This is a genomic window from Parabacteroides massiliensis, assembly GCF_900155425.1.
In the GTDB taxonomy this organism is placed as follows: Bacteria; Bacteroidota; Bacteroidia; order Bacteroidales; family Tannerellaceae; genus Parabacteroides; species Parabacteroides massiliensis.
This window is the reverse complement of the sequence record NZ_LT700191.1, coordinates 685,997-711,022: the sequence shown is the minus strand read 5'-3', so window position 1 is coordinate 711,022 and position 25,026 is coordinate 685,997. Positions and strand designations below refer to the sequence as shown.

The window sequence follows — 25,026 nt, the reverse complement described above, 5'->3', positions numbered from 1 at the left end:
TTTCGGTGTATCATTTGAAGAATTTTTTTTGAAGAAAATGATTATCCCCTGTCATTTTGGTATCAAATTCTTCGTATCTCCACTAAAAGGCGTTAAAAGAGGTGTCAAATTCGTTTGTATTTCATTTGTGTTCAAGTTTATTTATTCTACCTTTGCCTACTGTTATTGAACAATATACTATTGAACAATTACTAATACCAGTATTAAAACAACTAATATTATGGCAGAATTAAAAGAAAAACTTTTCTCAGAATTTGCCCCTGTGTCTACTGAAGAGTGGATGGCGAAGATTACGGCCGACCTGAAAGGGGTTCCGTTTGAGAAAAAGCTTGTTTGGAAGACAGGCGAAGGATTTAATGTAAATCCTTTCTATCGTGCAGAAGACATCGAAGGATTGAAGACAACCGAGTCTCTTCCCGGTGAATTCCCTTACGTTCGCGGAACAAAGAAGGACAACGATTGGAAGGTGCGCCAGAACATCGAAGTCACCTGTTTCAAAGGTGCTAATGAAAAAGCCCTTGACATTCTGAATAAGGGTGTGACCTCTCTTGGCTTCATCATTAAGGGAAGCGACGTAAACGCAGAAAACATTGCTGCCTTGCTTGACGGTATTTGTCCTGAATGTGTGGAACTGAATTTCGACACTTGCAATTGCAAGGCTGAAATGTTGATCGGCATTCTTGCCGACTACTTCAAAGGCAAAGGCGCAGACCTGGAAAAATGCAAAGGTTCTGTAAACTACGACCCGTTCAAGAAACCTCTGGTGAAAGGTAAGGAAAACGAAAACTGGGTGGAAGCTGCCGCCGCTGTGCTCAAAGCGGGTGCTGCTCTGCCGGGTTACAAAGTGTTGGCAGTAAATGCCTTCTACTTCAATAATGCAGGAGCCTATATCTCTCAGGAGTTAGGGTATGCATTGGCTTGGGGTAACGAACTGTTGGCTAAGCTGGCTGAAGCCGGCCTGGACGTTACGGAAGTTGCCAAGAAGATCAAATTCAATTTCGGTATCAGTTCCAACTACTTCATGGAAATCGCCAAGTTCCGTGCCGCTCGTTGGTTGTGGGCTGAAATCGTTGCCGCTTACAATCCGGCTTGCCAGTGCGCTTGCAAGATGCATATCCATGCGCAGACTTCGGAATGGAACATGACAGTTTATGATGCTCACGTAAACTTGCTGCGTTCACAGACAGAAGCCATGTCGGCTGCTCTTGCCGGTGTCGATTCGATCACGGTTCGTCCGTTCGACAAGACTTATCAGACTCCGGACGATTTCTCCGAGCGTATTGCCCGCAACCAGCAGTTGCTGTTGAAGGAAGAATGCCATTTGGATAAGGTTGTCGATCCTTCTGCCGGTTCTTATTATGTAGAGGTTCTGACGAATTCCTTGGCTGATGTTGCTTGGAAGTTGTTCCTTGAAGTGGAAGATAAAGGCGGTTTTGGTGCGGAAGTCGCTTCCGGTGAAATCCAGAAAGCCGTTAACGCCTCCAACGAAGCCCGTAAGAAAGCAGTCGCTACCCGTCGTGAAATCCTGTTAGGAACCAACCAGTTCCCGAACTTCAACGAAGTGGCAGCCGAAAAGATCAAGACCGAGGCCGGCGGTTGTTGCTGTGGCGGCGGTCACGATTGTGGCGAAGCTACTGTCACCGCGCTTGATTTCTCCCGTGGCGCTTCGGAATTTGAAGCATTGCGCCTGGCAACGGAAAAGAGCGGCAAGACTCCGAAAGTATTCATGCTGACGATCGGTAACCTGGCTATGCGCCTGGCTCGTTCTCAGTTCTCAAGCAACTTCTTTGCTTGTGCAGGATATAAGGTGATTGATAATTTAGGTTTCGATACGGTTGAAGCGGGTGTGGAAGCAGCTGTCGAAGCCGGTGCTGAAATCGTGGTTCTTTGCTCAAGCGATGATGAATATGCAGAATTGGCTCCTGCGGCTTACAAGGCTTTGGCCGGAAGAGCTGAGTTTGTTGTAGCCGGTATGCCTGCTTGTATGGAAGACCTGAAAGCAGTGGGTATCGACCAATATGTAAATGTAAAGAGCAACGTGCTTGAAACATTGAAAGCTTTCAACGTAAAATTAGGAATTAATTGATTTATGATTTATAATTTATGATTGGCAGTTCGTTGCCGTAAATCATAAATTGCAAATCATAAATGGTGAATCTCAAATCATCAGAGAAATGAGACCAAATTTTAAAAACATAGATATAAAGAATGCCGGTTTTGCAGCAACCAACGCTGCCGAATGGGCAAAAGCCAATGGCATCGAGGCCAATTGGAAAACACCCGAGCACATCGAGGTGAAACCCGTATATACAAAAGAAGACCTGGAAGGGATGGAACATTTGAACTATGCTTCCGGTCTGCCTCCTTATCTGCGTGGCCCGTATAGCGGCATGTACGCTATGCGCCCCTGGACGATCCGCCAGTATGCAGGTTTCTCTACAGCAGAAGAGTCTAACGCATTCTATCGCCGTAACCTGGCTTCCGGCCAGAAAGGTCTGTCTGTCGCTTTCGACCTTCCGACACACCGTGGTTACGATGCTGACAACGAACGTGTGGTCGGTGACGTCGGTAAAGCCGGTGTTTCTATCTGTTCGTTGGAGAACATGAAGGTTTTGTTCGATGGCATTCCTTTGAACAAGATGTCTGTTTCCATGACAATGAACGGTGCCGTACTTCCTGTATTGGCTTTCTATATCAATGCAGGTTTGGAACAGGGTGCCAAATTGGAAGAGATGGCCGGAACAATCCAGAACGATATCCTGAAAGAGTTCATGGTACGTAACACTTATATCTACCCGCCTGAATTCTCCATGCGTATCATCGCCGATATCTTCGAATATACTTCCCAGAAGATGCCGAAGTTCAACTCCATCTCCATCTCCGGTTACCACATGCAGGAAGCAGGTGCGACAGCCGATATCGAAATGGCTTATACGCTTTGCGACGGCCTTGAATATCTTCGTGCCGGTGTGAACGCCGGTATCGATATCGATGCTTTCGCTCCGCGTCTGTCATTCTTCTGGGCTATCGGAGTGAACCACTTCATGGAAATCGCCAAGATGCGTGCCGCACGTATGTTGTGGGCGAAGATCGTGAAGAGCTTCGGTGCCAAGAATCCGAAATCTCTGGCTCTGCGTACTCACTGCCAGACTTCAGGTTGGTCACTGACCGAGCAGGACCCGTTCAACAACGTAGGCCGTACTTGTATCGAAGCTATGGCTGCCGCTTTGGGCCACACACAGTCTCTGCATACGAACGCATTGGACGAAGCCATTGCTTTGCCGACAGACTTCTCTGCACGTATCGCCCGTAACACCCAGATTTATATCCAGGAAGAAACGAAGATATGCAAGGAGATCGACCCGTGGGCCGGTTCTTACTATGTGGAATCTCTGACAAACGAACTCGTTCATAAAGGCTGGGCTTTGATCCAGGAAATCGAAAGCATGGGCGGTATGGCGAAAGCGATCGAAACAGGTCTGCCCAAGATGCGTATCGAAGAGGCTGCTGCCCGTACGCAGGCTCGTATCGACTCTGGCGTCCAGACAATCGTCGGTGTGAACAAATACCGCCTGCCGAAAGAAGACCCGATCGATATCCTTGAAATCGACAATACAGCCGTTCGTAACGAGCAGATCGAACTGTTGAAAGAACTGCGTGCCAACCGTGACGAAGAAGCCGTGCAGAAAGCGTTGGCCGACATCACGGAATGCGTCCGTACGAAGAAAGGCAACCTGCTCGAACTGGCAGTCAAAGCAGCCGGCTTGCGTGCATCACTGGGAGAAATCTCCGATGCTTGCGAAGTTGTAGTAGGTCGTTATAAAGCAATCATCAGAACTATATCAGGCGTGTATTCATCAGAAACGAAGAAAGACGCAGACTTCCAGAAGGCTTGTGAGCTGACTGCCGAGTTTGCCAAGAAAGAGGGTCGCCAGCCGCGTATCATGATCGCTAAGATGGGTCAGGACGGGCACGACCGTGGTGCTAAAGTTGTGGCTACAGGTTATGCAGACTGTGGTTTCGATGTGGATATGGGGCCCCTGTTCCAGACTCCGGCCGAAGCTGCCCGCCAGGCTGTAGAGAACGACGTTCACGTAATGGGTGTTTCTTCTTTGGCCGCCGGACACAAGACTTTGATTCCGCAGGTTATCGAAGAACTGAAGAAATTGGGTCGTCCCGATATTATCGTGATCGCCGGAGGCGTTATCCCTGCACAGGACTATGACTTCCTGTACAAAGCTGGTGTTGCCGCCATCTTCGGTCCGGGTACATCTGTAACGAAAGCAGCTGTCCAGATCCTGGAAATACTGTTAGGTGAATAATAAGAAAGAATCTTTCTCTTTTTAGGCACGGATTTCATGGTTTTACACGGATAAATTTCGTGTTTTCCATGTGGTTCGTGCCTAAATTATGTCTATTAGCAAGCAGAATCCCTTGTTTTGTACGCTGCCTTTTTTGTTATGTCGAATCGTGTGGTTTTCGTTGCCTGCTCATAAATAATTCCCTATATTTGTGGAATAAGTAATAACGAATAAAACAGTAACTATGAAAAAGAAAGAGTCGGGTTTGAAAATTATGGAGGAGATGGAAAGAAAAGAGTTGCAGGACAGGTATATTCGCTTTGACTGGGCTATCAAGCGTTTGTTGCGCCAGAAGGCCAACTTTGATGTGCTTGATGGTTTCTTGACCGTCATGCTGAATGAAAAGGTCCGGATTATCGAAATCCTCGAAAGCGAAGGCAATCAGGAAAGTGCCGACGACAAGTTTAACCGTGTCGACATCAAAGCCTTGAACAGCAAAGGTGAGATCATCCTCGTCGAAATCCAGAACACACGCGAATTACACTACTTGGAACGCATCCTCTATGGTGTGGCCAAAGCTATCACTGAGCATATCTCGCTTGGCGAAGGCTATATGAAAATAAAGAAAGTCTACTCCATCAGTATCCTCTATTTCGATATCGGGATTGGTACGGATTATTTTTATCACGGACAGAATCATTTTATTGGCGTGCATACGGGTGACCATCTGCGTGTCAACACACGCGAGCGAAATCTCCTCGTCTCGCATCTGCCGGCCGAAATCTTTCCCGAATATATACTGATCCGGGTAAGCGAATTTGATAAGGTCGCTCTTACTCCTTTGGACGAATGGATTGAATACTTGAAAGACGGTACGATCCGTCCGAACACGACTGCGCCCGGTTTGAAAGAAGCCCGTGAGAAGTTGAAGTATTACTCCATGTCTCCCCAGGAACGTCTCGCTTACGATAATCATCTCGACGCCGTCATGATCCAAAATGATGTCATCGACACTGCTAAATGGGAAGGACGGATCGAAGGGCATGCTGAAGGACACGCTGAAGGACACGCCGAAGGGCTTGTTGAGGGGGAAACAAAAGGTATGTGCCAAGTGGCCGCCAATATGAAACGGATGGAGGTCGATATGGCCACCATTGCAAAATACACCGGTTTAAGCGAAGAGCTAATACGTTCTTTGTAATTTGAATAGTTTGAATATGAAAATGAAACAGAAGTTTGCATTAGAGAAAAAGACGTTTACCGTCCTCATGGGATTGCTGGCTGTCCTTTTGCTTGTACCGTCTTGTTCGACGGATGATAAGGTTCCTGATCTCTCCGATGAGGGGACGAATGATTGGATCTATAAGGTCATGACGGACTACTATTTGTGGAATGAGGATGTGCCTGACAAAGGGAACCTGAACTTCTCGCAATCTCCTGACAAGTTCTTCGAATCATTGTTGTCTGACCAGGATGGCGTAAAATACGGAGACGGATGGCTCACTTTTTCCCGGATAGAGAAAAAAGAAGAAGAAACGAAAGCTGTTACAGCAGCCGATTCGTATGGTTTTGAGTTTGCGTCGTATAAAAACGGGAATCTTTATTATGCCTGGGTTTTATACGTATTGCCCGGTTCTCCTGCTGCCGAAGCCGGACTGAAACGGGGGGATTGGATCATTGCTGTCGGTAGCGAGACTCCGAACGTGACAAACACGTCTGCTTTTTATAGCGGGAGTGAGACCACTTTCTTATTGGCTGATGTGGTAAGGAAAGGTAACGAGGTCACTTTCTATAAGAGAAGATCTATTTCGATCGCGGCTTCCCGGGCTGTAGAAGACACCCCTTTTCTGAAGGATTCCGTTTATACGATCAATGGCAAGAAAATAGGTTATCTGGTTTACAACAACTTTTCTTCCGGGCCGGACGATGAAAGTACTGCCTATGACGATCGGATGAAACAAATCTTTGCGGAGTTTAAGGCTGAAAATGTGAGCGAGTTTGTATTGGATTTGCGATATAACCAGGGAGGATTGGTTACTTGTGCACAACTTATGACCTCTCTTTTGGCTCCGGCGGATGCTTTGGGTAAGACCTTCTGCATCATGGAGCATAACAAAAAGCAATCTAAAAGAGATGAAGCTTTGCTGTTGAAAAAGAATGCCGAGATAGGGAATGCCAACTTGGATTTGAAACGCATTTATGTGCTGACGGGAGGTGTGACTGCTTCTGCTTCGGAGGCCGTGATCAACTGTCTGATCCCTTATCTTACCCGTAGTAACATCACGATCATAGGTGAAAAAACGATTGGCAAACGGGTCGGCGGCAACACTTTCGGAACCAAGGAGGAATATGGCTGGCTGTTGCATCCGATTACATTACGCATTTATAATGCCGATCACAATGCCGACTATGCGAACGGTTTTGAACCGGACGTGAAGCTTGAAGAACTGGTTATAGGAAATGAACTGTTGCCTTTCGGAGATACCGGCGAGATATTGTTAAGCGAAGCTCTTTCGCAGATAACCGGATTGAAGAGCCGGTCGGTACGTACGGAAAGTGAAGGCCGCATTTTACTCGCCCCGTCGTCTCTCGAAAGAAAACAAACAAAAGGCCTTGTCTTCGAATCCGAAAAATAAGACCTCTTGTTAAAGAAGCTTTCCCTCTTTGGGCAAAAGCTCATATTTTATCCGTATATTTGTTCCGGTATCAACTAATTACATGATGGACACAATAAATTGTTTTATTCCATATCTCTCTTCATCTCGGACCAGGCAAACCATAAAGGCGTTGAGGCAATGTGGCCGGATAAAGAATATCTATCTGTTGGCAACGGGAAAAGTTCCGGATGAGGTCGAGGGGTGTGAGGTTCTAATGATCGATTCGCCCACCGGTACCGCCACTTTCCGGGCGATCGCTTTACTTGCAGATACGGCTTATACATTACTATATACTAAATATACGGCTTTCGAGCCAGGGCAGTTCGCCTTCGAGCGCTTGTTGGCTATTGCCGGCGATACGAATGCCGGAATGCTCTATGCAGATCGCTATCTGGTAAAAGACGGGAACAGCCAACCGGCCCCTGTCATAGATTATCAGAAAGGAAGCCTGCGTGATGATTTTGATTTCGGCTCTCTCTTGTTCTTTCGTTCATCCGTCTTGAAACAGGCTGTTGCGGCTATGGATGCCGATTATCGTTTCGCCGGATTGTATGATCTTCGCCTTCGTGTGTCGGATTTGGCCGAACTGGTTCATGTCAATGAATATTTGTACTCGGAGGTGGAGGCAGACACCCGCAAGAGCGGAGAGAAGCTGTTCGATTATGTCGATCCGAAGAACCGGGCGGTGCAGATCGAAATGGAGGCTGTTTGCACGGCCTACTTGAAGCGGATTGGCGGTTATCTTGCTCCGGACTTTGAACCGATAGCCTTCGATGCCGGAACTTTCGAGCAGGAAGCCTCCGTCATCATTCCGGTCCGTAACCGCATTCGTACGATAGAAGATGCTATCCGCTCCGTGTTGGCACAGAAAACGACCTTCCGCTTTAACCTGATCATCGTGGATAACCATTCGACAGACGGAACTACCGAAGCAATCGGAAAATATACGACTGACGAACGTGTGGTCCATTTGGTTCCGGAACGTTTCGACCTGGGGATCGGCGGTTGTTGGAATGTGGGTGTGCATCATCCGGCTTGCGGCAAGTTTGCCGTCCAGCTCGATAGTGACGATGTGTACAGCAACCCTGATACGTTGCAGAAGATCGTCGATGCTTTTTACGAACAGAACTGTGCAATGGTTGTCGGGACCTATCGGATGACCGATTTCAAAATGAACGAACTACCTCCCGGCGTCATCGACCACCGGGAGTGGACTCTGGAAAACGGGCGCAACAATGCTCTCCGTATTAACGGTTTGGGCGCTCCCCGTGCGTTCTATACGCCTATACTCCGGAAAATCAATCTTCCGAATACCAGCTATGGAGAAGACTATGCTTTGGGGTTGCGTATCTCACGTACTTGGCGGATCGGACGCATCTATGATGTCCTTTACCTTTGCCGTCGTTGGGAAGACAATTCGGATGCAGCGCTCGATGTTGTGAAAATGAACAGATATAATACTTACAAAGACCGTATCCGCACTTGGGAATTGCAGGCGCGGATCGCATTAAACAGAAAAGACCATGAATGATTTGGAACGAGAAATCGAGTACCTGCTGTTGAGTCAAAAGCAGGATTGGAAATTGGCAGAGGAGAATTATGCTTCTTTGGCAAATACGCAGACACGCTATTTTCAGGGTGATTACAGGACGACGATCCTTCAGTATAACCCGGAACGGATTCGTTCTTCTTGTGCAAAGATAGACAAGACATCCTTACGGATGCGTCCTTGTTTATTCTGTCATCGCCCGAAAGAACAAAGGAGTGTGGCGTATAACAGTATGTTTGATATACTGGTTAATCCATACCCTATTTTCGAAGAACATCTGACCGTGCCTCTGCGTTGGCATGAAAAGCAACAGATAAAACCTTATTATGAGGATATGTTGGACATCGTCTCGGATTTGTCCGATTATGCCTTGTTTTATAATGGACCGAAATGTGGCGCTTCTGCTCCGGACCATATGCATTTCCAGGCTGGAAAGAAATATGAATTTCCGGTTGTGAGAAATTGGCTGAATTTCTCGAAACTGATGGTCTGGGAAAGTGAACGGGCAAGTATTTATGCATCAGACGATCTCCTTCCGGTTTGTTTCATCCTTGCGTCGAGAGATAAGGATGAGGCTGCGGCTGCTTTCGATTTGTTATATGATGTGATGCCTGTGGGACCGGATGATTACGAACCGATGATGAACCTGTTGGTCTGGATGGAGGATGAGGTTTGGCTTACTTGTGTCTTTCCCCGGCGGGAACTACGTCCTTCCTGCTATTATGCCGAAGGGGATGCCAATATCCTGATCAGTCCGGCAACAGTCGAGATGGCCGGACTGTTTGTTGCCCCTTTGGAAAAAGACTTTAAGAAAGTGACATTTGCAGACTTGGAAAAAATATGGAAGGAGGTAAGTATAACTGAAGAAGAGAAAAACGAACTCATACGGAAAATAGAAAAAGAAGTATGATGCCACATATGCCTTTATCTGATAAACCATCTGCACGGTCTCCCTGGTTTTGGGTCCCTTCCCTATATTTTGCGCAAGGGATACCCTATGTCGCGGTGATGATCATCTCTGTCTTGATGTATAAGCGTCTGGGAGTTTCCAATACCGACATTGCCCTTTATACGAGTTGGTTGAATCTGCCTTGGGTGATCAAACCTTTTTGGAGTCCTTTTGTGGATTTGCTGAAGACCAAACGTTGGTGGGTGGTCACTATGCAATTATTGATAGGGGCAGGACTTGCCGGTGTGGCGTTTACGATCCCGGCGACATTCTTTTTCCAAGCGTCGTTGGCCGTCTTCTGGTTGCTGGCTTTCAGTTCCGCCACGCATGATATTGCAGCGGATGGATTTTATATGCTGGCCCTCGATTCGCATGAGCAGGCTTTCTTTGTCGGTATCCGGAGTACCTTTTATCGGATTGCGATTATTGCCGGACAGGGCGCATTGGTGATGTTTGCCGGATTCTTGGAAAACAGTACGGGAAATATTCCGCTTGCCTGGTCTATTACTTTCTTTATTTTAGGCGGACTGTTTTTAGCATTGTTCCTGTATCACCGGTATATACTTCCTTTTCCGGATGGAGATAAGCCATCGGCGACGGTGACTCCTTCCACGATATTAAAAGAATTTTTCGCGACATTTGCCTCTTTTTTCAAAAAGAAACAGGCTTTTGTCGCGATCCTGTTCATGTTGCTGTATCGTTTCCCGGAGGCCCAGTTGGCAAAATTGGTAACGCCTTTCCTTGTCGATCCTCGCGAAGTAGGAGGTTTGGGGCTTTCGACGACTGAAATCGGGCTGGTGTACGGGACGATCGGTACAATCGGTTTGACATTGGGCGGAATACTGGGAGGTGTCGCCGCTTCGGCGGGAGGATTGAAGAAATGGATCTGGCCGATGGCGTTGGCGATTTCCCTGCCTGACGCTGTCTTTATTTATTTGAGCAGCGCGTTGCCTGATAATCTGTGGATAGTCAATCTTTGCGTATTTGTCGAACAGTTCGGGTATGGCTTCGGTTTTACGGCCTATATGTTGTATCTGATTTATTATTCCGACGGAGAACATAAAACGGCACATTATGCGATCTGTACCGCTTTTATGGCTTTAGGCTTGATGCTTCCCGGAATGGCAGCCGGATGGTTACAGGAACAGATGGGTTATGAAAACTTCTTCTGGTGGGTGATGGGATGCTGCCTGGTGACGTTGTTTGTCACGGCTTGTCTGAAGATCGATCCTGAATTCGGGAAAAAGAAAAAACAGGGGGATTGCTAAATAGTTTTGTTTTGTATATGGTGTTGAAAACGATATTGATTGCGGATGGCGGCTCTACGAAAACGGATTGGAGCATTGTGTCCGGCAATCAGGAAATAGAACGGATCAAGACGCGCGGGATTAATCCGTTTTTCCAGACGGAAGAAGATATCTCGGCTGAAATAGGGGACAATCTGATTCCCCGGATAAAGAAGTATGATCCTATCGAAGCTGTTTACTTTTATGGGGCCGGATGTGCTTTCCCGGAGAAGAATGAAATTGTACGCCGGGCGATCGCGCATTATCTTCCGGTTCCGGTGGAAGTCGGCAGTGACTTGTTGGCTGCAGCCCGCTCTCTTTGTGCCCACAATCCCGGTATTGCCTGTATTTTGGGGACCGGGTCCAATTCCTGCCTGTATGACGGGAAGGATATTGTCAGGAACATATCCCCGTTAGGTTTTATCTTAGGAGATGAGGGGAGCGGTGCCGTACTTGGAAAATGGCTGGTCGGGGATGTGTTGAAGAACCAATTGCCGGTAACCTTGCAAGAGGCTTTCTTTGCAGAGACCGGCCTGACACCGGCCATGATTATGGAAAAGGTTTATAAGCAACCTTTTCCGAATCGTTTTTTGGCAAGTCTGTCTCCTTTTTTACTTCGGCATATAGAAGAACCGGCCATATATAATTTGGTGAGTAATAGTTTCCGGGCGTTCTTTGCCCGCAATGTCATGCAGTATGATTGCCGGGATCATCCGGTCCACCTGGTAGGCTCCATTGCCTGGTATTATCAGGATATATTGAAAGATATAGCCCGTGAGTTCGGGCTTCGGTTAGGCTCGATCGTTCAAAGCCCGATTCAAGGTCTGGTTGTATATCATAGTGTTTTATAATTATAATATTATTTTATTCGGTTTTTATCATGAAAAAATCTTTATTCTTATTGTGCTTGCTTCTGGTAATGTTGGGAAATTGTGCATTGGTGTTGGCACAACCGGCTCAGAAGTTGATCAATGTGGTGGTTTCGCCTGATCGTGTCGATTGGAAATGCAAGGCGAAGGAAGAAGTGAAGTTTACGGTGCAGGTTTTCAAGAATGAAAATTTGTTGAAAGATGTAGTTGTCGACTATGAGTTGGGGCCGGAATATTTTCCAACGATAGTAAAAAAGGACGTTCGTTTGGCGGATGGGAAAACGACGCTGAAAGCGAAGATGAATGAACCCGGATTCCTGCGTTGTAAAGTGACGGCCAAAGTGGACGGGCGAATATATGAAGGAATGGCGACTGTAGGCGTGGATGAGACAAAGATTCAGCCGACAACGGCCAATCCGGAAGATTTTGATGTGTTCTGGACCGATGCGATTGCAGAGGCCCGTAAGCAACCGCTCGATCCCAAGATGACATTGCTGCCGGAAAGATGTACTTCCACACAGAATGTTTATCATGTCAGTTTCCAGAATGAACGTCCCGGTTCCCGTATGTACGGCATTTTGGTCGTTCCGAAGAAACCCGGCAAATATCCGGCAATCCTCCAAGTTCCCGGGGCCGGCATACGTCCTTACGGCGGATTCTATCTGGGAGAAAATATCATTACGCTGGAGATTGGAATACATGGTATTCCTGTAACGATGCCGCAGGAAGTGTATAACAATTTGGCTGTAGGGGCATTGAGAAGATATAATGCGTTGAATAAAAATAATCGTGATGCACATTACTATAAGCGGGTCTATCTCGGTTGCGTGCGTGCGGTGGACTTTCTCTATTCGTTACCGGAGTTTGACGGGAATACGGTCGGTGTGACCGGTGGAAGCCAAGGTGGTGCTTTGTCTATTGTTACGGCCGCTTTGGACCCGCGCATTAAATTCCTTGCTGCTTTTCATCCGGCTTTGTGCGATTATGCCGGTTATTTGCATAAACGGGCAGGAGGTTGGCCGCACTATTTCCTGAATACACAACCTGTCGCGAATGAAGTGGAAACGCTTGCTTATTTCGATGTGGTGAATTTTGCCCGTCGTGTGAAAGCTCCGGGTTGGTATAGCTGGGGGTATAATGATGTGGTCTGCCCGCCGACTTCCACATATTCGGCTTACAATGTTATTCCGGGAGTGAAGGAATTGCATCTTTATCTTGAAACCGGTCATTGGACATACCCGGAACAGCAGGCGGAACATCTTAAATGGCTGAAAAGCCAATGTGGCAAGTAGATATGTTTCCCGATCATCTTTTTCCTGTAGTAAGATGAGAAATATATGGAAAATATTTCTATATTTGTCCCATGCATTGTTCCTGTTTCGCAATCTGCGGAAAAGGATTAAAAGGGAATCGGGTGCAAATCCCGGACAGTCCCGCTGCTGTAAGCTTCAAAAAACGGATTGGGCAATTCTTTTATGCCACTGACGCAAGTTGGGAAGGCGCTCATACCGGAAGTAAGTCAGAAGACCTGCAACGCATATTTTTTTCGACGGCTTCGAGGAAAGGCCGGAAGAGAACAGTAAAGCCGCAGGTTTTTGCCTTTCTTTATTCCCGTTTCCCGTAGCCTATCTGTTTGTTTTTAATTATTTTGCCATAATAATTAGGAAAAGAGGCATGAATCTGTTTGCGGGATGAGCTCCGCCTTCGGTTCATGCTTTCCTTTTACGGATGGTAACATTGGCAACACTTAGGCGGTGATATTTGTTTATTAATGGAAAAGTGCGTTTATTTGTAATTCGTATTAACTAATTAAAGGAAAAGTATGAAAAAGATTGTAGGGCTTATATTATTGGCAGTGATGGCATTGATAGCCGTTCCTGCGAAATCCCAGATTAAGTTCGGTATAAAAGGCGGTTTGAATATTTCGTCTGTTCATTTCAACAAGGATATTGTAGAAAAGGATAATGTGACCGGATTTAACATCGGTCCGATGGTGGAAGTGATGGCCCCGGTAATGGGAGTCGGTTTTGATGCGGCTATCCTGTATTCTCAAAAAGGGATAGGCGTGAAGAGCGAGAAAGACATTAAGAATGACTATATCGATGTCCCGGTTAATTTGAAATGGAAATTCGGCCTGCCTATTATCAAAGGATATCTGGCTGCCGGCCCGTATGTCGGTTTCCGTGTGGGCGGTGATAAGTTCTGGGATATTCCGGGATCGGTCGGAGAGCAGTTGAAGGCAAAAAGCTTTAATGCCGGTTTGAATTTGGGCGGCGGTGTGGAACTGATCAAACATTTGCAGGTTGGTTTCAATTATGCTCTCGGCTTGACGGATGATTATAGTGCGTCAAAGTTCGAATTAAACGGTAAGAACCGGGGTTGGTCGATTACGGCTGCCATCCTGTTCTAAAAGGAATACAGAATATTTGCGATCAGATAAACAAAGGTCGGGCTTTAACAGTCCGGCCTTTTTTGTTACTTTTGGCATCGCTATGAACATTGGTTCGTGTAAAAAGGATAAGAATGAAGTACGCAGACGTTATACTCCCGCTTCCGTTAGAGAACAGCTATACCTATAGCATACCGCCCGATCTGGAACAGACGGTGATACCCGGTTGCCGGGTGATCGTCCATTTCGGAAAGAAGCGTTACTATACGGCTATCGTCATGGATGTGCACGACCGTGTAACCGACAGCCAGTATGAGACGAAAGAGATTTACGCCTTGTTGGACGCCACGCCGGTGCTCCGTCGTCCGCAACTTCGTTTCTGGAAATGGATCGCCTCCTATTACTTGTGCAAGTTAGGAGATGTTTATAAGGCGGCTTTGCCTTCCGGCTTGAAGTTAGAGAGTGAAACGGCTGTCACCTACAATGAAGAGTTCGAAGCCGACGGACCTTTGCGGCCGAATGAGCAGGCTGTGTTGGATGCCTTTACCGGTGTTTTGAAGCTGACGGTTTCCGAACTGGAAAAGAAAACCGGGCTACGGAATGTCGTGCCTGTTGTCGCTTCCCTGATGGCTAAGGGTGCGGTTGAGGTGAGCGAGGAACTGAAGCGGGGCTTTGTGCCGAAGATGCAGACCTTTATCCGTCTTGCAGAGGCGTATAAAGATGAAGAAAAACTACAGGCCGTGTTTGCAGATTTCAAGCGGGCGAAGAAGCAGGAACACCTGTTGATCTGTTTCCTTGAACTCAGTCATGCGCTTAATCCGGTACTGGTACGCGAATTGTCGAAGAAAGAACTGTTGGAGAGCAGCGGTTGTTCTGCGGCCATACTGGACGGTGTGCTGAAGCGGGGTGTGCTGGAAAGTTATGAAAAAGAGGTGGGACGTTTGCAAATTCCGGTTTGCCGTTTGCAACCCCTTAACCCTTTAAGTGCGGCGCAGGAGAAGGCCTACGGGGAGATACATGATGTCTTCCGGGAGAAAGAAGTCTGCCTGCTGCACGGCGTTACATCCAGTGGAAAGACGGAAGTCTACGTGCGGCTGATCGACGAGGTGCTGAAAATGGGACGCCAGGTTTTGTATATGTTGCCTGAGATCGCCATCACGACCCAGATCACGGAACGGCTTGCTAAGTTGTTCGGAGATAAGTTGCTGGTCTATCATTCCAAATTCTCCGATAACGAGCGGGTGGAAGTCTGGAACCGTTTGCTGCATGCGGGCGAACCGATGTTAGTGTTAGGTGTCCGTTCCTCTTTGTTTTTGCCATTCAAGGATTTAGGTTTGATCATTGTGGACGAAGAGCATGAGAATACCTATAAGCAGCAAGATCCGGCTCCGCGTTATCATGCCCGGAATGCGGCTTTGGTGTTGGCTGGTATGCATGGGGCGAAAACATTGTTGGGCTCTGCCACTCCATCCATCGATTCCTATTTTAATGCCACTACCGGCAAATACGGTTTGGTGGAACTCACTACCCGTTATGGCGATCGGCTGATGCCGGAAATACTGACGGTCGATATCAAGGAGTTGAGACGTAAGAAGATCATGAAAGATACGCTCTTTTCGCCGGTTCTGGTGGAAAAGTTGGGCGAAGCGTTAAGGAAAGGAGAGCAGGCGATCCTGTTCCAGAACCGCCGTGGATTCGCTCCGGTGATCGAGTGCAAGAGCTGCGGTTGGGTTCCCCATTGCGTCAATTGCGATGTCAGCCTGACGTATCATAAGTTTCGCAACGAGCTGGTATGCCACTATTGCGGATATAAAATCCAGTTGCCCCGCCAATGTCCGGAATGCCAGAGTCCGGAACTTCGTACGATGGGGTTTGGGACCGAGATGGTGGAGGAGGAGATCGCAGCTCTCTTCCCTTCTGCCAAAGTCGAGCGCCTGGATTTCGATACCGCCCGTACCCGTACGGCCTATGAGCGGATCATTGCAGACTTTGAGAAAGGTAAAACGCAGATATTGATCGGAACCCAGATGCTGTCGAAAGGCCTGGATTTCGGCAACGTCGGTGTTGTCGGCATCCTGAATGCCGACAACCTGATGAACTTTCCGGATTTCCGGGCTCATGAACGTGCCTTCCAGCTGATGGTACAGGTGAGCGGCCGTGCCGGAAGGCGGGATAAGCGGGGAACGGTTGTCCTGCAAACGTCTCAGCCCAACCATCCGTTGATCCGTATGGTGGAATGTTTTGACTATAAGGGGATGGTGCGCTTTCAATTGAGTGAGCGGAGCATGTTCCGCTATCCGCCTTACTACCGTTTGATCGTGATTGTCTTGCGTAGCCGGAATGATTCTGTTTTGCAAGAGCTATCGGCTTTATACGCCGAAAACCTGCGCCGCCGCCTGGGCGAACGTGTGCTTGGGCCTGTCACACCGCCGATAACGCGCGTACAGACTCTTCATATCCGGAAGATTGTTTTAAAGATAGAGATTGCCGCTGCGATCGCTCCGGTACGCGAGATACTGGAATCGGTACATGCCGATATGCAACGCTACTTGCCATTTAAGCAACTGATCGTGCACTATGATGTGGATCCGGCGTAAGAGAAAAATCATAAATCAAAAAATTAAGAAAGATGGAAGAAAAGAAAGGAGAATATAAGATATTGTTTGTGTGTCTGGGGAATATTTGCCGGTCACCGTCGGCTGAGGCTGTGATGAAGAAATTGGTGCATGATGCGGGATTAGACGGGCGGATCAAGGTCGATTCGGCCGGTATCATCGGGTATCACGCAGGAGAAAAGGCTGATCCGCGTATGCGTTCGCATGCAGCCCGTAGGGGATATAAGTTGGATTCGGTCTCCCGTCCGGTATGTACGGACGACTTTTTCGACTTCGACCTGATCATCGGCATGGACAACCGTAATATTGACGATCTCAAACGGAAAGCTCCGGATTTGGAATCCGTGGGAAAGATACATCAGATGACGGAATATTCCCGGAACAAGCTGTATGACTATGTTCCCGATCCGTACTATAGCGGAGCGGAAGGTTTCGAACTGGTCCTCGATCTACTGGAAGATGCTTGTGCGGGGTTGCTGGAAAAGCTTTAGTTTCATTCTAGTAACTTTAGTTTCCTCGGTCGAAACTTCTGTTTCGACCGCAGAGACTAAAGTTTCGACCGCAGACACTTGAGTTTCGAGCCATGAAGCTAAAGTTTCGACCGCAGATACTTTTGCTTTGATTGCGGGAACAAAGGATTGCAAGAAGATGTGCAACCCTACTTCTTCAAATCCGGATAACTGATCCGCGTATGGTACATGATCTTCAGCTTTTCCACAAAGACATTCTTGATTGTTTCCACATCTTTGAATGTCAACGGGGCGTTGCGCATCAGTCCGTCGGCGATCTGTCCGTCTATGATCTTGTCGACTAAGGCACGTATGTTTTCTTCCGTGTGTTCTTTCAGGCTGCGGGAGGCCGCTTCGACGGAGTCGGCCATCATCAGGACGGCTGTCTCTTTCGAGAACGGGTTCGGTCCCGGATAGGTGAAAGCCTCTTCGTCTATCTCGCGGTCGGGATATTGGTTTTTGAAAGAGTTGTAGAAGTATTTGGCTTTTCCGCGTCCGTGATGGGTTCGGATAAAGTCGATGATGGCTTTAGGCAACATCGCTTTTTCTGCGATCTTGACACCATCGTTCACGTGGTTGATGATGATTCTCGCACTCTGGTCGAACGATAGCTGGCTGTGCGGGTTGATGCTGCTCTGGTTTTCGGTGAAGAACGCCGGGTTCGCCATCTTCCCGATATCATGAAACATGGCTCCTGTACGCACGAGTTGCGCATTTGCCCCGATGGCGGCTGCTGCTTCAGACGCTAAGATCGACACTTGCAGGGAATGTTGGAAAGTGCCCGGAGATATTTCAGACAATTTCTTTAGGATCGGCGTGTTGATGTTGGAGAGTTCGACCAGTGTAATGCTGGACACATAGCCGAATGTCTTTTCCAACATATAGACCAATATATATGTAAACATCAGCAGGATGAAGTTGATGCCGAAATAGAGCATCATCATCCAGTTGATCTTCTTGAAGTCCGCTTCCTGGTAGATGGACAGGCTGATGTAGCAGAGAACGTAGGACATGAAGATGAAAAATGCGCAACGGATCAACTGCGAACGTTCATATAAGTCTTTCAAACTGAATGTCACGACCATGCCGGCAATCACCTGGAGCAACAGAAATTCGTGTGGAAAAGGCACCATCAGCGAGCAGATCAGCACGATGATCAGATGTGTGAACAGTGCCGTACGCGAGTCGAAGAACGTGCGTACGACAATCGGCACGATGGCGAACGGAAGGATATAGACATTGAACAACCCGTACGTCACGCAAAGCTCTGTCAAGATGCAACTTACGAATATGCAGAGCACGAGGAAAAGCGTATTCTTCCTGTTATGCAGTATCTTCAACCGGAAGGACCATAGGTACAGCCAGAAGCAGAAGAGAATCCCGAATACCAACACAGACAGACCTCCCATGATGATCCCTTGCCGCTGGGCGCCTCCGGACTTGGTCTCATGTACGATCTTAAGGGAGCGAAGCACGTTGTAAGTGTGGTTGTCGATGATCTCGCCCCGGTCGACGATGCGCTCTCCCGCTTGTATCATGCCGTTGGCCAGCGGGACACTGTTCAGGATGTCTTCTTTGACTTTATCCGACATTGCCTTGTCGTATGTGACATTTTCCACCAGGTAGTTATTGATATCGCAGGATTGCAAGGCCGACTTGTCCAGGTAGGAAGGGCAATTGTTGATGATGAACTCATACGCCGTCTTGACCGTAAAGAACTCGCTGCTGTAGTGGGGTTGTGCGACGCTGCCCGCGAGCAGGTTGATGCGGGGATATTCCTCTTTCCTGAGTTCTTCCATTTCCTGGGTGGAAATGATTCCGTCCCGGTATAGCTTCTGCAAGCTGTTTTCGATATACTGCATATAGGCCGGGGTCGCCCGCTTTTTCAGCGTACCCTGATAGTCGGTGCGGAGTTTGTCTATTTCTTTGGATTCGATTGTGGCATCCAGCCGGTAATAAGGTTCGAACTTCTTGAGAGCGCTGTCGCGTTCGGCTTGTACTTCCGCATCTGTCTTGTAGATAGGAAAGTCGCCCGGAGCGGTAAGCAATCCGTATCGCCAGGGTTTCCCTTCATGAAACTGGTAGCGGAACTTCCCTTCCCGCGGGAAGAAGTAAGCGATCAGCAAGGCGGCTACGATAAAATAGACACTCGGATGTATGCTATAGTTTTTTACCTTCATACTGTTTTGTTTTATTGATCATTCTTTAAATACAGATTTATCTGTGTAAAACATGGATGGCATGGTTATACAAAAATGATTGTCGTTTCGTAGGGGCAGGGCTCTGCTCTGCCCATTGTCATTCAATAGAGGAATGTTGATTGCATAGGGCGGAGTAGAACCTCGCCCCTACACGGATCGCCATTATTTTATTTTACACCGATAAATTATCATTTACTTCTTATAAAAAATACAGTTATGTATTGATTGGCGAAATGTACATAAAAAAGTTTACTAAGAGAAAAAAAAGGGCTACTTTTGCAAATTAAAAACGCAGGCAATTGACAAAGGACGATTGGCAATTGATGATTAGGAGACTTCCGGTCTTCCTGATAATTGTCAATTATCAACCTTAATTGTCAATTGTCAATTGTTAATTGTCAATTGTTAAAAAGATTATGACTCAAAGAAAAGTAAGAGTACGGTTTGCACCGAGTCCTACAGGACCCTTGCATATCGGAGGTGTTCGTACAGCTTTATACAATTATCTGTTTGCCAAACAGAATGGTGGAGATCTGATTCTCCGTATTGAAGATACCGATTCGCAGCGTTTTGTTCCCGGAGCGGAAGCTTATATTATAGAGGCGTTGACCTGGTTGGGAATCAAATTTGACGAAGGTGTCGGTTTCGGAGGCGAGTATGGCCCTTACCGTCAGAGTGAACGCCGGGATATTTACAAAAAGTATGTCGATCAGTTGTTGAAGGCCGGTAAGGCTTATATCGCGTTCGACACGCCCGAAGAGTTGGATGCCAAACGGAAAGAAATACCCAATTTCCAGTATGATGCATCCACCCGCATGCAGATGCGCAACTCGCTGACTCTTTCCGACGAAGAGGTGAAATCCTTGATCGCTGCCGGAGCCCAGTATGTGGTCCGTGTTAAGATCGAACCCAATGAAGACATTCATGTGAACGACCTGATCCGTGGCGAAGTGGTTATCAACTCTTCTATCTTGGATGATAAAGTCTTGTATAAATCGGCCGACCAGCTGCCTACTTATCACCTGGCCAATATCGTGGACGACCATTTGATGGAAGTTACGCATGTGATCCGAGGTGAAGAATGGTTGCCGAGCGCCCCGCTCCACGTACTGTTGTACCGCTATTTCGGTTGGGAAGAGACGATGCCCCGGTTCGCACACCTGGCTTTGCTCTTGAAACCGGAAGGCAACGGCAAGCTGAGCAAGCGTGACGGCGACCGTCTAGGTTTCCCCGTGTTCCCGTTGGAATGGCATGACCCGAAGAGCGGCGAGATTTCTTCTGGCTATCGCGAGAGCGGCTACCTGCCCGAAGCTGTTGTCAACTTCCTGGCCCTGTTAGGATGGAATCCGGGCAATGACCAGGAAGTGATGAGCATGGACGAGCTGATCCGCTGCTTCGACCTGAGCCGTTGCAGCAAGAGCGGAGCCAAGTTCGATTACGAAAAGGGAAAATGGTTCAACCATCACTATATCCAGGCAATGGACAACAAGAAAGCGGCCGCCCTCTTTATGCCGATCCTCGAAAGCCACGGTGTGAAAGCCGACCCGGCGTATGTGGAGAAGGTCGTGGCGATGATGAAAGACCGTGCTACCTTTATCAAGGATTTGTGGGATCTCTGTTCGTTTTTCTTCATTGCTCCGACAGAGTATGACGAAAAGACGCGTAAAAAACGCTGGAAGGAAGACAGTGCCGCCCAACTTACCGAGCTGATCGAAGTGCTTCGCGCACGCGAACCGTTCGATATCGAAGGTACGGAAGAAGAGGTGAAAGCCTGGATTGAAAGCAAAGGTTACCATTTGGGAAATATAATGAATGCAACCCGCCTGGCCCTTGTCGGCGAAGGCAAAGGACCGCATATTTTCGACATAACAGAAGCCTTGGGAAAGGAAGAGTCGATCCGCCGTATCCAGAGAGCGATAGAGAAATTATGATTTCAGATTTATGATTTATGATTTATGTATCGATGATAAATCATAAATCATAAATTATAAATTGTTTTACCATGTACAGCTTACTCATACATTTTTATGCCTTTATTGTCGCTTTGATTTCTCCTTTCCACCAGAAGGCGCGTCTGATGCGTTTCGGCCAGTGGAAGACAAATAGCATTTTACGGGAGAAGATAGACCGGAATGCAAAGTACATCTGGTTCCATGCTTCTTCGTTGGGCGAGTTCGAACAGGGACGTCCCATGATTGAAAAGATCAAGGCGCAATATCCGGAATATAAGATATTGCTTACTTTCTTTTCTCCCTCCGGCTATGAAGTACGGAAAAACTATAACGGGGTGGATGTTATCTGCTACCTGCCTTTCGATACGCCTTACCGGGTGAAGAAGTTCCTGAATCTGGCGAATCCGGCAGTGGCTGTTTTCATCAAGTATGAGTTTTGGGGAAACTATTTGCATGAGTTGAAGAAGCGGGGTATTCCGGTCTATATCATTTCGGCGATCTTTCGTCCCGACCAGTTGTTCTTTCAATGGTTCGGAGCCTCTTACCGGAAGATGCTGTACAGCTTTACGCATTTGTTCGTGCAGGACGAACGTTCGAAGGAACTGCTCGGGCAATATGGCATCCGTAACGTGACGGTCTGCGGCGATACCCGTTTCGACCGTGTCTTGGATGTGCGTAATCAGGCGCGTGAGTTGCCCGAAGTCGAACGATTCGTCACCGGTGAAACAGGAGAAAGAAGCCTGGCCTTGATCGCCGGAAGTTCCTGGCCACAGGATGAGGAGATTCTGATCCCTTATTTCAACGAACATCCGGAGATGAAGCTGATCATCGCTCCGCACGAAATCCACCGGGAACATCTGATGTATATCGAGTCGTTGCTGAAACGCCCGTCTGTCCGTCTGTCCGATGTGATGCAGGACAAGAGCCTGCTTGAAGGGAAAGATTGCCTGATCGTGGATAGTTTCGGATTGCTGTCTTCCATCTATCGGTATGGGACGATTGCTTATATCGGCGGCGGTTTCGGCGCCGGCATCCATAATACGCTGGAAGCGGCGGTTTATGGTATTCCGGTGTTGTTCGGTCCCCGGTATCAGAAGTTCAAGGAGGCCCGTGACCTGATCAAGGTGGGCGGAGGATTCTCGGTTGCATCGAAAGACGAGTTCGTGGCCAAAATGGACGAGCTGCTGACCTACGCTGAAGTCTTGGAGGCTGCCGGCGAGAGTGCCGGACGGTTCGTGAAAGGCAATGCGGGTGCGACGGATGGTATATTGAAGGAAATGGCTTTGTAGGCGGTGTGTCTCCGGCAGTTTCCGAAGTTTATATGAATATGGCATGCTGATGGTGAAGGCCGGACGGGTCTGTCGTATCAGCGTGCTTTTTGTTTTTAGTGTATTTCTTAAATCATTATTAGTAATGAATTTTAGGCTATTTTCGATTGGTTTATTCTCCGTCATTTCTCTAATGTCTTGCCATACAGGAAGGCATGAAGCAGCAGAAGGCCCTTTGTCTTCTTATGTAAATCCGTTTGTGGGTGCTTCAACGAATACGGAACTGGCGGGCGCGAGTCATGGACTTGGAAAAACGTTTCCCGGAGCGACCGCTCCTTTCGGTATGGTGCAGGTCAGTCCCAACACGATTACCGGAGGCGACAACGGCCCTGGCTATAGTTATGAACATACGACCATCGAAGGTTTTGCTTTTACACAAATGTCCGGCATCGGTTGGTACGGCGATTTGGGGAACTTTCTGGTGATGCCGGCCGTTGGTCCTCTTCATACATTTGCCGGGACGGAAGATCGGCCGGAAGAAGGTTACCGTTCGCGCTATGACAAGAAAACCGAAAAGGCTTCGGCGGGCTATTACTCTGTTTTTCTTTCCGATTATAAGATTCAGGCGGAAGCTACCGCTTTACCTCATAGCGGAATGCTTCGTTTTACCTTCCCGGAAAGCAAGGAAGCTCGTATCCAGGTCGATCTGGCACGCCGGGTGGGAGGGACATCGACATTTCAAAGCATAGAGGTGGTGGACGACCATACCATCAAAGGTTGGATGCAATGCACGCCTGATGGAGGCGGTTGGGGAAACGGAGACGGCAAGGCTGATTATACGGTCTATTTCTATGCTCAATTTTCCCGGCCATTTTCCGGGCATGGCGTTTGGTCTGCCGATATTCCGGACGATTGGGGGCGTAAGCGTGAAGATGTTTGTAGCGAGCGCTATCGCGAAGCGATTCGGCAGGCAGCCGTCCATCCTTCTGTTTCTTCTTTTGAAGGCAAACATTTAGGTTTTTATGCCAATTTTGAAACCAAACCCGATGAGGTGATCTTGTTAAAGAGCGGCATCTCTTATACCAGTTTGAAAAACGCAGAAGAAAATCTGGCGGCGGAGATGAAAGACTTTGATTTTGACCGGACGCATGCCGAGTGTGTCCATCTTTGGAATGACGAGTTGGCGAAAGTTTCTATCAAGGGAGGAACCGATGAGGAAAAGAGAATTTTCTACACGGCTCTTTATCATACGTTGATCGACCCGCGCCTGTGTAGCGATGTCAACGGCGAATACCTCGGGGCGGATAAAAAGATCCATCAGACCGGCAAGTTCCGTAAGCGGACTATCTTCAGCGGATGGGACGTCTTCCGTAGCCAGATGCCTCTTCAGACCATCATCAACCCGACGATGGTGAACGATCTTGTCAATTCGCTTGTGGAGATAGCCGACCAGAGCGGCAACGAATATCTCGAACGGTGGGAGCTCTTGAATGCTTACTCCGGTTGCATGGTGGGCAATCCCGCCATTTCGGTTTTGTGCGATGCCTACCAGAAAGGTATTCGGGATTATGACGTGGAGAAAGCCTACCGCTATGCTCTGAACACTTCCCGGCGCTTTGGCAACAATGACGACGGCTATACGCCCGGCAATATTTCCTGCACGTTGGAATATGATTATACGGACTGGTGCATGGCTCGTCTGGCCGAGTGGTTGGGAAAAGAGGGCGACCGGGCGGAGTTTGACAAACGAGCCTTGTCGTATGCAACTATCTTCGATCCTGAATCGGGGTGGTTCCGTCCGCGTGACGAGAAAGGCGCTTTTTCTTCTTTGCCTGAAAAAGGGCGTTTGCAAGAGGGCTATGGTTGCGTGGAATCCAATCCTTACCAGCAGGGGTGGTTCGTGCCGCACGATGTCGAAGGGATGGTCCGTCTGATGGGTGGCCGTGAAAAGGCTTTGGCCGACCTGGAGGATATGTTTGAGAAAACACCGGGCGACTATCTTTGGAATGACTATTATAACCATGCCAATGAACCGGTCCATCATGTTCCTTTCCTGTTCAACCGGTTGGGAGTGCCTTCGCTTACCCAGAAATGGACACGCGACATTTGCCGGAATGCTTATCACGACAAAGTGACCGGTTTGGTGGGGAACGAAGACGTCGGGCAGATGTCGGCGTGGTATGTGTTGGCGGCTTCCGGCATACATCCGATATGTCCGGGCGATGGCCGCTATGAGATCACCAGCCCCGTATTCGACCGGGTGGAGTTTCGTCTGGACCCGACTTATGCGACTGGCGGTTCTTTTGTGATCGAAGCCCGCGACAACAGTCCGGAGAATATCTATATCCAGAGTGCGACGCTCAACGGTAAGAAGTATGATAAATATTACCTGACGCACGCCGATCTGGCGGCAGGCGGAACGCTTGTTCTCCAAATGGGTGCAAAACCTTCGGATTGGGGAAAAGAGTGATAATATTTTAT

16 protein-coding genes and 1 riboswitch are annotated in these 25,026 nt (G+C 48.0%); of the genes, 15 read left to right on the top strand and 1 reads right to left on the bottom strand.

What is annotated here, in order from left to right:
* Positions 1–220 precede the first annotated feature (220 nt).
* From mutA to BQ9893_RS13830, 12 genes are all read left to right on the top strand, one after another.
* A complete protein-coding gene (mutA, locus tag BQ9893_RS13885; RefSeq protein WP_075966577.1) occupies positions 221–2,086 on the top strand; it encodes a methylmalonyl-CoA mutase small subunit in 1,866 nt (621 codons plus the stop codon).
* An 88-nt stretch (positions 2,087–2,174) separates the two neighbouring features.
* Entirely contained in the window at positions 2,175–4,322 is a 2,148-nt protein-coding gene (gene scpA, locus BQ9893_RS13880) for a methylmalonyl-CoA mutase (protein WP_075966576.1), read from the top strand.
* A 223-nt stretch (positions 4,323–4,545) separates the two neighbouring features.
* Positions 4,546–5,502, top strand: a complete 957-nt coding sequence (locus BQ9893_RS13875; protein ID WP_075966575.1) for an Rpn family recombination-promoting nuclease/putative transposase — start codon at positions 4,546–4,548, stop codon at positions 5,500–5,502.
* Positions 5,503–5,518: 16 nt separating this feature from the next.
* On the top strand, positions 5,519–6,937 hold the full coding sequence (locus BQ9893_RS13870; RefSeq protein WP_244155141.1) for a S41 family peptidase: 1,419 nt from the start codon (positions 5,519–5,521) through the stop codon (positions 6,935–6,937).
* 82 nt (positions 6,938–7,019) lie between these two features.
* Positions 7,020–8,489 carry a glycosyltransferase family 2 protein gene (locus BQ9893_RS13865; RefSeq protein WP_075967383.1) on the top strand — a complete coding sequence of 490 codons (1,470 nt, stop codon included), beginning with the start codon at positions 7,020–7,022 and terminating at the stop codon, positions 8,487–8,489.
* Positions 8,482–9,417 carry a DUF4922 domain-containing protein gene (locus BQ9893_RS13860; protein ID WP_075966574.1) on the top strand — a complete coding sequence of 312 codons (936 nt, stop codon included), beginning with the start codon at positions 8,482–8,484 and terminating at the stop codon, positions 9,415–9,417. Before BQ9893_RS13865 ends, BQ9893_RS13860 begins: the two co-directional genes overlap by 8 nt.
* Complete coding sequence (locus tag BQ9893_RS13855; protein ID WP_075966573.1) at positions 9,414–10,724, top strand: MFS transporter; 1,311 nt, start codon at positions 9,414–9,416, stop codon at positions 10,722–10,724. The genes BQ9893_RS13860 and BQ9893_RS13855 overlap by 4 nt, the downstream gene beginning before the upstream one ends.
* Before the next feature lie 17 nt (positions 10,725–10,741).
* Complete coding sequence (locus tag BQ9893_RS13850) at positions 10,742–11,593, top strand: ATPase (RefSeq protein ID WP_075966572.1); 852 nt, start codon at positions 10,742–10,744, stop codon at positions 11,591–11,593.
* A gap of 29 nt (positions 11,594–11,622) precedes the next feature.
* The gene (locus BQ9893_RS13845; protein WP_075966571.1) at positions 11,623–12,903 is read left to right on the top strand and encodes an acetylxylan esterase; all 1,281 of its coding nucleotides are present in this window, start codon (positions 11,623–11,625) and stop codon (positions 12,901–12,903) included.
* 59 nt (positions 12,904–12,962) lie between these two features.
* A riboswitch (cobalamin riboswitch) is annotated at positions 12,963–13,161 on the top strand.
* Between the two features lie 272 nt (positions 13,162–13,433).
* The gene (locus BQ9893_RS13840; RefSeq protein ID WP_075966570.1) at positions 13,434–14,021 is read left to right on the top strand and encodes a porin family protein; all 588 of its coding nucleotides are present in this window, start codon (positions 13,434–13,436) and stop codon (positions 14,019–14,021) included.
* Positions 14,022–14,134: 113 nt separating this feature from the next.
* The gene (gene priA / locus BQ9893_RS13835) at positions 14,135–16,597 is read left to right on the top strand and encodes a replication restart helicase PriA (RefSeq protein ID WP_075966569.1); all 2,463 of its coding nucleotides are present in this window, start codon (positions 14,135–14,137) and stop codon (positions 16,595–16,597) included.
* Between the two features lie 32 nt (positions 16,598–16,629).
* Complete coding sequence (locus tag BQ9893_RS13830) at positions 16,630–17,106, top strand: low molecular weight protein-tyrosine-phosphatase (RefSeq protein WP_075966568.1); 477 nt, start codon at positions 16,630–16,632, stop codon at positions 17,104–17,106.
* Between the two features lie 167 nt (positions 17,107–17,273).
* Here the strand turns inward: BQ9893_RS13830 and BQ9893_RS13825 are convergent, their stop codons facing one another.
* Positions 17,274–19,304 carry an HD family phosphohydrolase gene (locus BQ9893_RS13825; RefSeq protein WP_075966567.1) on the bottom strand — a complete coding sequence of 677 codons (2,031 nt, stop codon included), beginning with the start codon at positions 19,302–19,304 and terminating at the stop codon, positions 17,274–17,276.
* A 437-nt stretch (positions 19,305–19,741) separates the two neighbouring features.
* On the opposite strand from BQ9893_RS13825, the gene gltX reads away from it, so the two are divergent.
* The 3 genes from gltX to BQ9893_RS13810 all read left to right on the top strand — a co-directional run bounded on the left by gltX (position 19,742) and on the right by BQ9893_RS13810 (position 25,015).
* A complete protein-coding gene (gltX, locus tag BQ9893_RS13820; protein ID WP_075966566.1) occupies positions 19,742–21,256 on the top strand; it encodes a glutamate--tRNA ligase in 1,515 nt (504 codons plus the stop codon).
* A gap of 71 nt (positions 21,257–21,327) precedes the next feature.
* Complete coding sequence (locus BQ9893_RS13815) at positions 21,328–22,566, top strand: 3-deoxy-D-manno-octulosonic acid transferase (RefSeq protein ID WP_075966565.1); 1,239 nt, start codon at positions 21,328–21,330, stop codon at positions 22,564–22,566.
* A 124-nt stretch (positions 22,567–22,690) separates the two neighbouring features.
* Positions 22,691–25,015 carry a GH92 family glycosyl hydrolase gene (locus tag BQ9893_RS13810; RefSeq protein ID WP_075966564.1) on the top strand — a complete coding sequence of 775 codons (2,325 nt, stop codon included), beginning with the start codon at positions 22,691–22,693 and terminating at the stop codon, positions 25,013–25,015.
* Positions 25,016–25,026 lie beyond the last annotated feature (11 nt).

Coding starts and splice junctions, on each gene's coding strand:
- BQ9893_RS13875 (WP_075966575.1), top strand. CDS start 4,546: ATGAAAAAGAAAGAGTCGGGTTTGAAAATTATGGAGGAGATGGAAAGA.
- BQ9893_RS13810 (WP_075966564.1), top strand. CDS start 22,691: ATGAATTTTAGGCTATTTTCGATTGGTTTATTCTCCGTCATTTCTCTA.
- BQ9893_RS13850 (WP_075966572.1), top strand. CDS start 10,742: ATGGTGTTGAAAACGATATTGATTGCGGATGGCGGCTCTACGAAAACG.
- BQ9893_RS13815 (WP_075966565.1), top strand. CDS start 21,328: ATGTACAGCTTACTCATACATTTTTATGCCTTTATTGTCGCTTTGATT.
- mutA (WP_075966577.1), top strand. CDS start 221: ATGGCAGAATTAAAAGAAAAACTTTTCTCAGAATTTGCCCCTGTGTCT.
- BQ9893_RS13870 (WP_244155141.1), top strand. CDS start 5,519: ATGAAAATGAAACAGAAGTTTGCATTAGAGAAAAAGACGTTTACCGTC.
- BQ9893_RS13830 (WP_075966568.1), top strand. CDS start 16,630: ATGGAAGAAAAGAAAGGAGAATATAAGATATTGTTTGTGTGTCTGGGG.
- gltX (WP_075966566.1), top strand. CDS start 19,742: ATGACTCAAAGAAAAGTAAGAGTACGGTTTGCACCGAGTCCTACAGGA.
- priA (WP_075966569.1), top strand. CDS start 14,135: ATGAAGTACGCAGACGTTATACTCCCGCTTCCGTTAGAGAACAGCTAT.
- BQ9893_RS13860 (WP_075966574.1), top strand. CDS start 8,482: ATGAATGATTTGGAACGAGAAATCGAGTACCTGCTGTTGAGTCAAAAG.
- BQ9893_RS13865 (WP_075967383.1), top strand. CDS start 7,020: ATGATGGACACAATAAATTGTTTTATTCCATATCTCTCTTCATCTCGG.
- BQ9893_RS13840 (WP_075966570.1), top strand. CDS start 13,434: ATGAAAAAGATTGTAGGGCTTATATTATTGGCAGTGATGGCATTGATA.
- BQ9893_RS13845 (WP_075966571.1), top strand. CDS start 11,623: ATGAAAAAATCTTTATTCTTATTGTGCTTGCTTCTGGTAATGTTGGGA.
- scpA (WP_075966576.1), top strand. CDS start 2,175: ATGAGACCAAATTTTAAAAACATAGATATAAAGAATGCCGGTTTTGCA.
- BQ9893_RS13825 (WP_075966567.1), bottom strand. CDS start 19,304: ATGAAGGTAAAAAACTATAGCATACATCCGAGTGTCTATTTTATCGTA.
- BQ9893_RS13855 (WP_075966573.1), top strand. CDS start 9,414: ATGATGCCACATATGCCTTTATCTGATAAACCATCTGCACGGTCTCCC.